Raw genomic sequence first — 12,820 nt, 5'->3', positions numbered from 1 at the left:
GGTTTAGGTTAACTTCAGGCCATGCTCCAGACCCTGCTCGCCGCCACCGGCCTGGCCGTCTGCCTCGCGCTGGCGGTCCACATGGCCCTGCCCTACCGGCTGCAGGCGCGGCTGGACGCCGGCGTGGCGGCCCTGGCATCGTGGGTGGAGTTGCAGATCGCCCGCCTGACCGGCTGGCGCCGCCGCCAGCGCCAGACCCGGGCCGCCGCGCTGGAGGCCGAGCGCGTCATCCGCCGCGCCCGCGAATCGGCCCTGCACGATGCACGCGACAGTCGCACGGACGGCGAGTGGGACGGCAACGTCTATCGGCCCAAGAGCTTCGACAAGCCCAAGAAGCCACATTAGTCAGCGGACTGCTGCAGGCGCCACATTTCGGCATAGCGGCCGTTCCTGGCCAGCAAGGTGTCGTGCCGGCCGCGCTCGATGATGCGGCCCTGCTCCAGCACGAGGATTTCGTGTGCATCCACCACCGTGGACAGGCGGTGGGCGATGACCAGCACGGTCTTGTTCTGGCCCACAGCCTCCAGTTCGGCCTGGATGGCGCGCTCGTTGGTCGAGTCCAGCGCCGACGTGGCTTCATCAAAGATGAGGATGGGCGGGTTCTTCAGCAGCGTGCGCGCAATGGCTACACGCTGCTTCTCGCCGCCCGACAGCTTCAGGCCGCGCTCACCCACCATGGTGTCGTAACCAAGCGGCGTCGCCGCAATGAAGGCGTGGATATGCGCCGCCCGCGCCGCGCCTTCGACCTCCTGCTGACTCGCGCCGGGCCGCCCATAGGCGATGTTGTAGGCCACGGTGTCGTTGAAGAGCACGGTGTCCTGCGGCACGATGCCAATGGCGCGGCGCAGGCTGGACTGCGTAACGACGCGGATGTCCTGGCCGTCGATGCGGATGGCGCCCGAGTCGATGTCGTAGAAGCGGTAGAGCAGCCGCGCCAGCGTGCTCTTGCCTGAGCCGCTGGGGCCGACGACGGCGACCTTCCTGCCCGCCGGGATCTCGAAGCTGACGCCGTGCAGGATGGGCCGCACCGGGTCGTAGGCGAAGCGGACGTTGTCGAAGACGACGCTGCCGCCACCCACGGTCAGCTCGGCGGCATCCGGCGCATCGGCGATCTCGCGCTCACGGTCGAGCAGCACGAAAAGCTTCTCGATGTCCGTCAGCGCCTGCTTGATCTCGCGGTAGATCACGCCGAGGAAGTTCAGCGGGATGTAGAGCTGGATCATGAAGGCGTTGACCATGACCAGGTCGCCCAGGCTCATGTGGCCGGCCACCACGCCCTGGGTGGCGCGCCACAGCATCAGTACCAGCGCCGACGCGATGATGAGCTGCTGGCCGGTGTTCAACATGGACAGCGTGCGCTGGCTCTTCAACTGGGCCTTGCGCAGCTTCTCCAGGCTCTCGTCATAGCGCGTGGCCTCGAAGGCTTCATTGTTGAAGTACTTGACCGTCTCGTAGTTCAGCAGCGAGTCGATGGCCTTGCTGTGGGCCACCGAGTCCAGCTCGTTGAGCGTCTTGCGGAATTTGGTGCGCCACTCGGTGACGACGACGGTAAAGCCGATATAGATCACCAACGCCGCCACCGTGATGCCGGCGAACCAGACGTCGAACTTGACGCCCAGCAGCGTCAGCACCAGCACCACCTCGATCAGCGTCGGCACGATGCTGTAGAGCGAATAGCTGATCAGTGAATGCACGGCGCGCGTGCCGCGCTCGATGTCGCGCGTCATGCCGCCGGTCTGGCGTTCGAGGTGAAAGCGCAGCGACAGATCGTGCAGGTGCCGGAACACCTGCAGCGAGATGCTGCGCGAGGTGCCCTCGGTGGCCTTGGCGAAGATCAGCTCACGCGCCTCGGTGAACAGCGATGTCGACAGCCGCAAGGCGCCATAGGCCAGCAGCAGGCCCAGCGGCACCACCAGCAGGGCCTCGGGCTGACCAGGCTTGAGGTTCAGGCTGTCGATCAACTGCTTGAGCAGCAACGGCACGCCGACATTGCAGAGCTTGGCGCCCACCATGAAGGTCAGCGCCAGCGCCACGCGCCAGCGGTAGCGCCACAGATAGGGCAGCAGACGGCCAACGGTGCCCCAGTCGCCGCGGACGTTGCTGGAGGTCGTGGACGGGGGAAGGCGGGCGGCAAGGGAACGCATGCGCGGCATTGTCCCGCCCTGGCCTAGGCGGTGTGCGCAGCCGGGAACTGGGGCGGCACATCGGCGCCTGGCATGACGTAGCGCAATTCCCGCCCGGCCGCCGCCCCTATGCTGGCCGATAGAAAAAGACGGGGCGGGTTCTCCATCCAACTGAGAGGGCATCATGCGCAACAACCAGCCGGTCACCCAAAAAGGGTACACCCTGAGCTCCGATCAGACCCTCGTGTCGATCACGGATCTGAAGGGGCGCATCACCTACTGCAACCCGAGCTTCGTGGCCGTCAGCGGCTATACGCAGGCCGAGTTGCTGGGCCAGCCCCACAACCTCGTGCGCCACCCCGACATGCCCGAGGAGGCCTTCCGCGACCTCTGGGCCACCATCCAGAGCGGCCTTCCCTGGACCGCGCTCGTCAAGAACCGGCGCAAGAACGGCGACTACTACTGGGTGCGAGCAAACGCAACACCGGTGCGAAACGGCGACCGCACGGTGGGCTACCTGTCGGTGCGCACCCAGCCCAGCGACGCCGAGGTGCGCCGCTTCGAGCAGCTCTACGCCACCATGCGCGCCGAGGCGGCCGCGGGCCGCCGGACGCATGTGCTGCGGCGCGGCGTGGTCAAGCGCAACGACGCAGTGGGCCGCCTGACGGACTGGCTGCGGCCCGAGTTGCGCGGCCAGATGATCTTGCTGGCCGCGCTGGCCGCGGCCGGACCGCTGGCCGCGGCCTGGGCCGGCGCGCCGGGCTGGGGCCTGGTACTGGCTGCCGCGGCCAGCGTTGCCGCCGCCAGCTACGGCCTGCTCGCAAGCGGGATCGCCCCGCTGCGCCAGGTGATTGCCACCGCCAACCTGCTGGCGGGCGGCGACCTGACGCGGCCGGTCGAGGTCAGCGGCCAGGGCGAAATCGGCGAGCTGCAGCTGGCCCTGGCCCAGTTGACCGTATCCGTGCGCACCGTCGTGCGCGACGTGCGCGAGGAAGTCATCCACCTGGAAGGCGGTGCCCGGGAAATCGCCGCCGGCAACCAGGAGCTGTCTTCCCGCACGGAGTCACAAGCGAGCAGCCTGGAGCAGACCGCCGCCGCGATGGACGAGATCAGCGGCACCGTGCGGCAGACCTCGGAGCTGGCCGGCGACGGTGCCCGCTTCGCCCGCGACACTGCCGGCGTGGCCCAGCGCAGCCAGCAGGCGGTGCACGGCGTGGCCGACACCATGCAGGAGATCACCGACTCGTCGCGGCGCATCGGCGACATCATCGAGGTCATCGAAGGCGTGGCCTTCCAGACCAACATCCTGGCCCTGAATGCCGCCGTCGAGGCGGCTCGCGCCGGTGAGCAGGGCCGCGGCTTTGCGGTGGTGGCCGCCGAGGTGCGTGCTCTCGCCCAGCGCACCGGCACGGCAGCCAAGGAGATCCGCGCCCTCATCGAGGAATCGCGCGGGCGCGTCGAGACCGGCAGCCACCGGGCCGGTGACGCACAGCTGCGCATGGACGAGGTGGCCTCGGCCGTGTCGCGCGTCAGCGATGTGCTGGTACAGATCGACACCGCCGCGAGCGAGCAAGCCACCGGCGTCGCCCAGGTCGGCGAGGCCGTGCAGCAGATGGACGCCATCACGCAGCAAAACGCCGCGATGGTGGAGGAGCTTGCCGCCTCGGCCGTAGCGCTGAACGGCCAGGTCAGCCGGGTGCGGGACTCCATCCGCGTGTTCCGCCTGAGCGACCAGGACAGGAGCCTGGCCGAGGCTGATGCGGCCGATCTGCGCAAGGCGCAGCGGGGTGATACACCGGGCGCCGACAACCGGTAGCGCTGCTGAACGGCAGCTTGTACGGGACAATCCCGCCATGACTGAAAACGCCCCTTCGACACCGCACGGCGGTGACCGCCAGCTCGTCCTGCGCGTCATGCCCATGCCGGCCGACGCCAACGCCAACGGCGACATCTTTGGCGGCTGGATCATGGCCCAGGTCGACATTGCCGGCTCGGTGCTGCCGGCGCGCATTTCGCGTGGCCGCGTTGCCACCGTCGCCGTCAACGAGTTCGTTTTCAAGCAGCCGGTGTCCATCGGCGACCTGCTGAGCTTTTACGCCACGGTCACCCGGGTGGGCCGCACCTCCGTCACCGTGCACGTGGAGGTGATGGCCGAGCGCGACCCAGAGAACCTGCACGTGGTCAAGGTGACCGAGGCCAACCTGACCTACGTGGCCATCGACCGCGAAGGCAAGTCCAGGCCGATCACGGTCTAGCCTGGTCAGTGTCGTGTCGCACTCGCGGGCCGAGCGCCGGGCCGCTCCCAAGCCGGCCCGACTGGCGATGTGCTTGCCGGTCGACCCGGCGAGCATCGCCGTCCCCTTGGGGGACCGGCTGGGCTCGCCCGCGTTCAGCGAGGCGAGGCCGGACGAGGGGCTCAGTTCACGGCGTCACGATGAGGTCGACCGCGTCGTAAGACAGTGCCGGGCTCAGGTAGGCCGTGCCCGAGGTACCGCTGACGACATTGACGGTCACCGTGTTAGTGCCGGCCACCAGCGCGGTCGACGGGATGTCGAAGCTGTACAGCCGGTTCACGCCGCGATAGGTGCCCACCGTCAGGTTGCGCGAGCCCTTGGGCGGCGCGGTCGGGATGGCGGACGTCCAGCTGTTGTTGTTGACTGTGATCTGCGGCCGGGCGCCGTTGAAGTCGGCCGTCGTGCCGATGCGCAGCGTCAGGTTCTGCACCTGGGCGCTGGTCAGCGTGAACTGGATGACGCGGGCGTTGTTGACGTCCTTCCACTGGTAGGCCGGGAAACCGCTGGCCGCACTCGACGTGCCAACCACGAAGGTGGCCGGCACCCAATTGCTCATGCGCACGTCCGTCGGATGCATGGTCGTGAGCCGGCCACCGTTCAGGAACTCGGCTGGCGTGCCGTCCCAGTTGCCGATGCGCCACAACGCCGCCTTGGCTGACGGGTCGGCATTGATCGCCAGCGTGTTCAAGGTCGTCGTGCCACCGGCCGTGACGGTCACGCTGCCGGTGTAGACGGCGAGCTCGTTCTTGTAGACCGTCAGCGTGTAGGCGCCAGGCCGCATGCCGGTGCTCTTGAAGAAGCCGTTGTTGGCGAGGTTGGCGCTGGCCCAGTACTGCGCCGTGCTGCTGGAGAAGCCCACCGTGTAGCTGTAGTTCGGATCGGTGCCCGACAGGCCGACACCGGCCACCGTGCCGCGGCCGGACGGCGCCACATAACCGTCCAGCGCCATCACCGAGAACCAGCTCGTGTCCGGCGCCGACGGCGCACCGCCGGCGGTGAACATCAGCGTGTAGCTGTTCAACACCCCCATGCGGAAGGCCTCGGTCTGGCCCTCGCCGTAATTGACGATGTAGGTCAGCTCGTTGTTGGTGGCGGTGATCTGGTTGAGCAGGCTGCGGTAGAAGGGCCCGCCGGAATTGCCTTCGTTGTTGTCCCGGTAGAACCACAGCCCGACACTGCTGGTGCTGTTGAGGCCGCCGAAATACTGCCAGTCCTTCAGCCGCATGTTGGAGTAGTGCTTGGAGCGCGTCTGCCCCGCGCTGGCGGTGCCGCTGGAGAAGCCGAACACGTCGCTCGCCTCGACCGTCGTGTCGGTGCCGCGCAGGTCCTGCGGCCAGCTGCCATTGCTGGCCAGACCGCCGGGCAGGCCCGCGGGGCCGCCCCTGGAGAGCGCCGCGATGGGTACGCGCAGGATGAAGCGCACCAGATTCAGCGTGTCGGGCTCCTCGGTGAAATAGGTGCCCATGTAGATGCGCGGCTCGCCGCTCCTGGCCATGTAGTAGTGCTTGAGCACGCCGCCGTTGGCGCTTAAGACGGTCACCGTGATCTTGACGTAGGCGCCGCCGCTGACCACGCCGCCGTTGGCGGTGGAGGCCGACGTGGCTGCACCGCTGCTGCTGATCATCTGGGCCTGCACATCGACCGCCGAAACGTTGCTGTAGAGGAAGTCGAAGCCGGAGTTCAGCTGCGAGCCGCGGCTGGCATCCGCGTATTGCACGCCGTTGTAAAGCAGGCTGGAAAGGTCGCCCTTGGACTGGGTGCTGACGCCGTTGTCGTAGGCCATGACCTTGAATACCAGGCCGCCGCCGGTGTCTACCTGGTACTGCAGCTTGGCGGCGCTACCGCCGTCGTAGAGGGTGGTGAGGCTCAAGGCCGCCAACGCCGGCGTTGCCGTGACCATCGCCAAAAGCAGGCACGCTGCCGCGCTCAGCCGGCGCAAGCACCGGCGGAGGAATTCGATCCGCATGTTTTGTCTCCTATTGAGCCCGCCGTCTGCAGGTTTGCGCGGCCGGTGCTGCCGCGTGGTTGCGGCCGGGGCAGTCTAGGAACGGCCGAGCGGCCGCAACGCTCAACTTGGTGAGTAGATCGATAGCCGAGGTAACGACGCCACAACCTGATCGGCCAGCGCCTCGGCCCACAGCGCATAGCCGCGCGGGCCGGGGTGGAAGCCGTCTTCGGCCATCAGCTCGACGGCATTGCGTTGCATGGCCTCGGGCAGATGCAGCACATGGCGTGATGCCTGACCTTCGACAGCCGAACTCAAGGCCGCGTTGAAGCACGCCGCCTGGCGGCCGAAGAACCAACGCAGCGGCTGGGGCAGCAGCGGGAACTGCTGCATGGGCGGTGCGGCGCAGTGCACGCTCAGGCGCACGCCCGCGCGCTCGGTCGCGAGGGCGTGGATGCGGTCCAACGCCGCCAGGGCCTGCGCAGGTGCGATCTGGTCAACAACGTCGTTGACGCCCAGGGAGGTGATCAGCACATCGGCCGGTGCCACTTCTGCCGCTTCAAAAGCTGCGAGCGCCTGCTCGCTGCGATGGCCGCTCGTCGCGATCAGTTGCCAACCCACGGGTTGCCCGAGCCGCGTTGCCAGGGCCTGCGCGAGCCGGCCGGCCAGTGCTTCATCTTGGTGGGATGCGCCAACGCCCGCCGCGGACGAGTCACCGACGATCAGCAATCTCAGCGCTGAACCCTCACCCGAGCGCGGCCCGGCCGCCTCGGGCAGGCGCAGCGCTGTGGCACGCACTCGCCGCCCCTGCCAAATCAGCAGCGGGCCGAGCGCGACCTTCGAAAGGGTCAGGAGAATTTGGAAAAGTCCGGCAGGCGTTTCTGGAAGAAGGCCTGGAAGGCCTCCATCGCCTCCGGGCTGCGCAGACGCGCGCCGAAGATCTCGGCTTCACGCGTGATGGCCGCCTTGACGGCGTCGCGCTGCGCATCGCGGATCAGCTTCTTGCTGTCGCGCACGGCGCCCGGCGCCAGCGTGTTGAAGCGCTCGGCGATGCGGCGGGCGTGGTTCAGCACCTCGCTGCCCGGCAGCACGCGGTTGGCGATGCCGCATTCGACGGCCTGCTCCCCTGTGAAGGGGTCGCCCAGCAGCAGCTTTTCGGCCGCGCGGCGGTTGCCGATCAGCTGGGGCAGCACGACGCTGGAGGCGAATTCGGGCACCAGGCCCAGGGCCACGAAGGGCATGGCCAGGCGGGCGTCATCGGCGACAAAGACGAAGTCGCAGTGCAGCAGCATGGTGGTGCCGATGCCGATGGCCGCGCCGGTCACGGCAGCGATGACCGGCTTGGTGCTGTCCACCAGCGCGTGCATGAATTGGAAGGTTGGCGCGTCTTCGCCGCGCGTCGGGCCGGCCATGAAGTCTTCCAGGTCGTTGCCCGACGTGAAGATGCCCGGCTGGCCGGTGATCAGCATGGCGCGCACGGCCGGGTCGGCATCGGCCGCACGCAAGGCGTCGGCCATGGCCTGGTACATGGCCTGGGTGATGGCGTTCTTCTTCTCGGGGCGGGCGATCTCGATGGTCGCGACGCCGTTGACGGTGTAGCTCTTGATGGTCATCGGTTGTCTCCAGATTTGGAAATACAGATGCAACCACAGAGGCACGGAGGCACAGAGAAGAAGCTCCTGAGGAGTTGCTCCGTGTCTCTGTGCCTCTGTGGTTGCATTGGAAAATCGTTAAGCGGTGGCTGTCTTGGCGTGGAACTGCGTCCAGTGATTCGCCAGGTGCATCAGATGGGCTCGCTCGTACTGCGGCTTGGTCAGCTCACCGTAGGCGAAATGAGGCCGCAGTGTGCCGTTGAACTGCGCGAAGGCGTCCATGGCATCCAGCAGGCGCTGCACCGAAGTCTTCAGCGCCTGCGACGCATCCAGTGCCGGTGCGCCGGGGATGGGCTCGTCCAGACTGTGGCTCATGGTGCCGCGCGCGTTGAAGACGGCGAAGGCCGCCGAGCCGATGGAGGAGCGGAACCAGGCGCCCTTGAGCGCCGGGAAGCCCTGCATCGAGAACTCGATGCTCTGGGCCAAGTGCTGCATGACCTGGCTGAGGTTCCAGGGGTTGTCCTGCACGACCTTGGGCGCGAACAGCAGATCGAGCACGGCCTGCTGACCGTCCTTCCACGTTGCAAAGGTCTTCAACTTGCCCGTGCAGGCCGCCAGCGGGGTCGCCGCGAGCAATACCGTGGCGGTCTTGAGCGCGCGGCGACGATCCATGGTTTACAGCCTTTCGAAAATGCCAGCAGCGCCTTGGCCAGCGCCGACGCACATTGTCACCATGCCGTACTTGCCGCCGGTGCGGCGCAGGCCATGGATGACCGAGGCCGCGCGAATGGCGCCGGTAGCGCCCAGCGGGTGACCCAGCGCGATCGCGCCGCCGTTCGGGTTGACCTTGCTGCGGTCGAGCACGATGCCCTTGCTGTCGAGGTCGTTCAGCACGGCCAGCGACTGCGCCGCGAAGGCCTCGTTCAGTTCGATCCAGTCCAGGTCGGCGGCGGTGATGCCGGCCGCCTTGAGCGCCACGGGGATGGCGGCGATGGGACCGATGCCCATGATTTCCGGCGGCACGCCGCGCACGGCGAAGGAGACGAAGCGGGCCAGCGGCGTCAGGTTGAAGCGCTTCAGGGCCGCTTCGCTGACGATCAGCAGGCCGCCCGAGCCGTCGGAAGTCTGCGAGCTGTTGCCGGCGGTGACGCTGCCCTTGGCGGCGAACACGGGCTTGAGTTTGGCCAGGCCTTCCAGCGACGTGTCGGGGCGGGCGCCTTCGTCGAGCTTGACGGTGCGGGTCTTGGTGTTGATGCTGCCGTCGGCGAGGTTGGGCGTGCGCTCAACGACATCGAAAGGCGTCATCTCGGCGTCGAAGTGGCCGGCAGCCATGGCAACCACCGCACGGCGGTGCGATTCCACCGAGAACTCGTCCTGGGCTTCGCGGCTGATCTTCCACTGCGCGGCAACCTTCTCGGCCGTCAGGCCCATGCCGTAGGCGATGCCGATGTTCTCGTCCTTCTCGAAGATCAGCGGGCTCAAGCTGGGTTTGTTGCCACCCATGGGGATCATGGACATCGATTCGACGCCGCCGGCGAACATCACGTCGGCCTCGCCAACGCGGATGCGGTCGGCGGCCATCTGCACGGCGGTGATGCCGGAGGCGCAGTAGCGGTTGATCGTCACGCCACCGATGGTCGGGCCCAAGCCCGCCAGCACCGAGGCGACGCGGGCGATGTTCATGCCTTGCTCGCCTTCGGGGAAGGAGCAGCCGACGATGGCGTCTTCAATGGCGGCCGGGTCCAGGCCCGGGGCCTGTGCCAGCACGGCCTGCATGACCTTGACGAGCATCTCGTCGGGGCGGGTGTTCTTGTAGAAACCACGGCCGCTCTTGCCGATCGGCAGACGGGTGGCGGAGACGATGTAGGCGTCTTGGACTTGCTTGCTCATGTTTGTTCCTTTCAAGCCTGGGGCTTCTCTTTGGGCACCCAGGCCCAGACAAATTCACACTCGATCGGCTCGATGCCGGCTTCGTCGGTCACGGTCACGGCGACCCGCACTTCACCCTTGGTGTCGCTGGCCATGCTGGCGCGTTGGGCGTCCGTGAGGTGCGCCTTGGCGGTGAGTCCGCCGGTCGCACGCTTGCGGAAGTTCACCTGCAGCGACTTGCACAGCGGCAGGCAGTCGTCACGCACATTCATGCCCACCACCATGCCGGTGGCCGTCTCGGCCAGCAGCGACATCGCGGCCGCGTGCACACCCTTGATGTGGTTCTGCACCGGGCGCTTGTTGGCGACGCGGATCTCGCTGCGCTCGGGCGTGAGCGCCACGAAATCCAGCGACGCCGTGCCGGTGAAGGGCACGGCACGCCGCAGCGCGAAGTTGCGCGCAGGCCCACGCAGCGCGGACGGCAGGCCGTCCAGCTTGGCAAGGGTGCGTTGAAGCCTATTCATTTCGAGTCTTGGTCAGTCGGGGACAGAGCTACGCGCTGTGCGCTTCGGTCTGTCCCGCGATGTCATTAGTTTCGAACCGGCTTGCCGGTCTGCAGCATGCCCATGATGCGTTCCTGCGTCTTGGGGTTGTCCAGCAGCGCGCAGAAGTGCTTGCGCTCCAGCGCCATCAGGTACTCCTCGGTGACGAGGGAACCCGCCTCGACCTCGCCACCGCAGACCACGTCGGCAATCGCCGCGGCCAGGTGGTAGTCGTGGGCGCTGACGAAGCCACCGTCGCGCATGTTGGCGACCTGGCCCTTGATCGTCGCGATGCCGCTGCGGCCGGCGACCGGGAACAGCGCCTTGTGCGGCGGGCGGTAGCCGGCCTCGGCCATGCCGATGGCGGTGGCCGTCGCGACGTGCAGCAGCTCGTCCTTGTGCGGCACGATGATGTCGCTGTCCAGCAGGAAGCCGTTCTTCTTCGCTTCGTGCGCCGAGGTCGCGACCTTGGCCGTGGCCGCGGTCAGGAAGCCGTCCTTCAGGAAGGCCAGGATGTCGGCGCCGGCATTGCCAGCGGCGGCCATCTCGGCGGCGCGACGGGCGATATAAGTCAGGCCGCCACCGCCGGGCACCAGGCCCACGCCGACTTCGACCAGGCCCACATAGCTCTCGACGTGGGCGACACGGCGTGCGCAGTGCACGGCCAGTTCGGCGCCACCGCCCAGGGCCAGGCCGCGCATGGCGGCGACGACCGGCACGCTGGCGTAGCGCAGGCGCAGCATCATGTCCTGCAGCTTCTTCTCTTCCGGCGCGATGCCCTTGCTGCCCATTTTCATGAAGACGGGCATCAGGCTCTCGAGGTTGGCACCGGCCGAGAACACGTCGTCCGGCGACCAGATCACCAGGCCCTTGTAGTCAGCTTCGGCAATCTCGACGGCCTTGAGCAGCCCTTCCGTGACGGCCGGGCTGATCAGGTGCAGCTTGGCGGTGATGGAGGCGATGACGACATTGCCGTCCAGCGTCCAGACACGCACTTCCTCGTTCTTGAACAGCTCGGTGCCCGACTTCAACGGGTCGGCGGCGCCGCAGCCCAGCAGGCTTTCCCGGAAAGCTTGGCGCTTGTAGACCGGCAGTTCGCTGCGCGGCTTGAACTTGCCCTCAGCGGCGCTCCACGAGCCCGCAGGCGTGTGCACGCCACCGGCTTCGGCCACGGGGCCGTCGGTGACCCAGGCGGGCAGCGGCGCGCTGGACAGCGTCTTGCCGTCGGCGATGTCGGCCGAGATCCACTCGGCGACCTGCTTCCAGCCGGCGGCCTGCCACAGCTCGAAGGGGCCTTGCGTGGTGCCAAAGCCCCAGCGCATCGCGAAGTCGATCTCGCGCGCCGTGTCGGCCACGGTGTCCAGGTGCACAGCGGCGTAGTGGAAGCTGTCGCGGAGGATGGCCCACAGGAACTGGGCTTGCGGGTTGGTCGATTCACGCAGCAGCTTGAGACGGTCGGCCGGGGCCTTCTTCAGCATGCGGGCGACGATCTCGTCGGCCTTCTTGCCGCCGGCGACGTATTCACCGGTGGCGAAGTCCAGCCGCTGGATGTCCTTGCCGACCTTCTTGTAGAAGCCGGCGCCGGTCTTCTGGCCCAGCGCGCCCTTCTCGATCAGGCCTGCCAGCACCTTGGGCGTGGCGTAGGTGCTGTAGAACGGGTCGTCCTTCAGGTTGTCCTGCATGGTCTTGACGACATGGGCCATGGTGTCAAGGCCGACGACGTCCGCGGTGCGGAAGGTGCCCGACGACGCGCGGCCCAGCTTCTTGCCGGTCAGGTCGTCGACGACGTCCACGGAGAGGCCGAACTTCTCGGCCTCGATCATCGTGGCCATCATGCCGGCGATGCCGACGCGGTTGGCGACGAAATTGGGCGTGTCGTGGGCGCGCACGACGCTCTTGCCCAGCGACGTGGTGACGAAGGCTTCGAGCTGGTCGAGGATCTCGGGCTGCGTGGTCGGCGTGTTGATCAGCTCGACCAGGGCCATGTAGCGCGGCGGGTTGAAGAAGTGGATGCCGCAGAAGCGCGGCTTGATTTCTTCGGGCAGCACTTCGGAGAGCTTGGTGATGCTCAGGCCCGAGGTGTTGGACGCGACGATGGCATGCGTAGCGACGAACGGCGCGATCTTGGTGTACAGGTCGAGCTTCCAGTCCATGCGCTCGGCGATGGCCTCGATGATGAGGTCGCAGCCCTTGAGCAGCTCCAGATGCTCTTCGTAGTTGGCCTGCTGGATCAGCGCGGCTTCCGACGCGTCGCCGAGAGGCGCGGGCTTGAGCTTCTTCAGGCCGTCGACGGCCTTGGTGACGATGCCGTTCTTGGCACCTTCTTTTGCGGGCAGGTCGAACAGCACGACCGGCACCTTGCAGTTGACGAGGTGGGCCGCGATCTGCGCGCCCATCACGCCGGCGCCGAGGACGGCGACCTTGCGGACTTGAAACTTGGAACTCATGGGGTCTC

11 protein-coding genes are annotated in these 12,820 nt (G+C 67.3%); 3 read left to right on the top strand and 8 right to left on the bottom strand.

The features are described 5' to 3' along the window. Window positions 1–21 precede the first annotated feature (21 nt). The gene (locus ASC95_RS06275) at window positions 22–345 is read left to right on the top strand and encodes a hypothetical protein (protein ID WP_057296847.1); all 324 of its coding nucleotides are present in this window, start codon (window positions 22–24) and stop codon (window positions 343–345) included. Here ASC95_RS06275 and ASC95_RS06270 read toward each other — a convergent pair. Continuing rightward, entirely contained in the window at window positions 342–2,144 is a 1,803-nt protein-coding gene (locus ASC95_RS06270) for an ABC transporter ATP-binding protein/permease (protein ID WP_057296846.1), read from the bottom strand. The genes ASC95_RS06275 and ASC95_RS06270 overlap by 4 nt on opposite strands. A gap of 163 nt (window positions 2,145–2,307) precedes the next feature. On the opposite strand from ASC95_RS06270, the gene ASC95_RS06265 reads away from it, so the two are divergent. Beyond that, window positions 2,308–3,939 (top strand): PAS domain-containing methyl-accepting chemotaxis protein, encoded by a 1,632-nt coding sequence (locus tag ASC95_RS06265; RefSeq protein WP_057296845.1) that lies wholly within the window; start codon window positions 2,308–2,310, stop codon window positions 3,937–3,939. Window positions 3,940–3,976: 37 nt separating this feature from the next. Next, entirely contained in the window at window positions 3,977–4,378 is a 402-nt protein-coding gene (locus ASC95_RS06260) for an acyl-CoA thioesterase (RefSeq protein WP_057296844.1), read from the top strand. A 166-nt stretch (window positions 4,379–4,544) separates the two neighbouring features. On the opposite strand, the gene ASC95_RS06255 is transcribed toward ASC95_RS06260, so the two are convergent. The 7 genes from ASC95_RS06255 to ASC95_RS06225 all read right to left on the bottom strand — a co-directional run bounded on the left by ASC95_RS06255 (window position 4,545) and on the right by ASC95_RS06225 (window position 12,812). Next, window positions 4,545–6,287, bottom strand: a complete 1,743-nt coding sequence (locus ASC95_RS06255; protein ID WP_235537704.1) for a rhamnogalacturonan lyase B N-terminal domain-containing protein — start codon at window positions 6,285–6,287, stop codon at window positions 4,545–4,547. 198 nt (window positions 6,288–6,485) lie between these two features. Continuing rightward, window positions 6,486–7,160, bottom strand: coding sequence for an SGNH/GDSL hydrolase family protein (locus ASC95_RS06250; protein WP_057296842.1), 675 nt, complete (start codon window positions 7,158–7,160; stop codon window positions 6,486–6,488). A 50-nt stretch (window positions 7,161–7,210) separates the two neighbouring features. After that, a complete protein-coding gene (locus ASC95_RS06245; RefSeq protein WP_057296841.1) occupies window positions 7,211–7,975 on the bottom strand; it encodes an enoyl-CoA hydratase in 765 nt (254 codons plus the stop codon). Between the two features lie 117 nt (window positions 7,976–8,092). Next, window positions 8,093–8,626: a DUF1569 domain-containing protein gene (locus ASC95_RS06240; protein WP_057296840.1), complete on the bottom strand. Its 534-nt coding sequence runs from the start codon at window positions 8,624–8,626 to the stop codon at window positions 8,093–8,095. A 3-nt stretch (window positions 8,627–8,629) separates the two neighbouring features. Then, on the bottom strand, window positions 8,630–9,844 hold the full coding sequence (locus ASC95_RS06235) for an acetyl-CoA C-acyltransferase (RefSeq protein WP_057296839.1): 1,215 nt from the start codon (window positions 9,842–9,844) through the stop codon (window positions 8,630–8,632). An 11-nt stretch (window positions 9,845–9,855) separates the two neighbouring features. Beyond that, window positions 9,856–10,347 (bottom strand): DUF4442 domain-containing protein, encoded by a 492-nt coding sequence (locus tag ASC95_RS06230; RefSeq protein WP_056262554.1) that lies wholly within the window; start codon window positions 10,345–10,347, stop codon window positions 9,856–9,858. Window positions 10,348–10,412: 65 nt separating this feature from the next. Beyond that, complete coding sequence (locus tag ASC95_RS06225) at window positions 10,413–12,812, bottom strand: 3-hydroxyacyl-CoA dehydrogenase/enoyl-CoA hydratase family protein (RefSeq protein WP_057296838.1); 2,400 nt, start codon at window positions 12,810–12,812, stop codon at window positions 10,413–10,415. Window positions 12,813–12,820: the final 8 nt, after the last annotated feature.

Origin of the sequence: Pelomonas sp. Root1217 (genome assembly GCF_001425705.1) — a bacterium.
GTDB lineage: Bacteria > Pseudomonadota > Gammaproteobacteria > Burkholderiales > Burkholderiaceae_C > Pelomonas.
This window is presented reverse-complemented; position numbering and strand designations above follow the sequence as displayed.

Bases quoted from the DNA above. Each gene is read 5' to 3' on its own strand.
- ASC95_RS06275 (WP_057296847.1), top strand. From the start codon at position 22: ATGCTCCAGACCCTGCTCGCCGCCACCGGCCTGGCCGTCTGCCTCGCG.
- ASC95_RS06270 (WP_057296846.1), bottom strand. From the start codon at position 2,144: ATGCGTTCCCTTGCCGCCCGCCTTCCCCCGTCCACGACCTCCAGCAAC.
- ASC95_RS06265 (WP_057296845.1), top strand. From the start codon at position 2,308: ATGCGCAACAACCAGCCGGTCACCCAAAAAGGGTACACCCTGAGCTCC.
- ASC95_RS06260 (WP_057296844.1), top strand. From the start codon at position 3,977: ATGACTGAAAACGCCCCTTCGACACCGCACGGCGGTGACCGCCAGCTC.
- ASC95_RS06245 (WP_057296841.1), bottom strand. From the start codon at position 7,975: ATGACCATCAAGAGCTACACCGTCAACGGCGTCGCGACCATCGAGATC.
- ASC95_RS06240 (WP_057296840.1), bottom strand. From the start codon at position 8,626: ATGGATCGTCGCCGCGCGCTCAAGACCGCCACGGTATTGCTCGCGGCG.
- ASC95_RS06235 (WP_057296839.1), bottom strand. From the start codon at position 9,844: ATGAGCAAGCAAGTCCAAGACGCCTACATCGTCTCCGCCACCCGTCTG.
- ASC95_RS06230 (WP_056262554.1), bottom strand. From the start codon at position 10,347: ATGAATAGGCTTCAACGCACCCTTGCCAAGCTGGACGGCCTGCCGTCC.
- ASC95_RS06225 (WP_057296838.1), bottom strand. From the start codon at position 12,812: ATGAGTTCCAAGTTTCAAGTCCGCAAGGTCGCCGTCCTCGGCGCCGGC.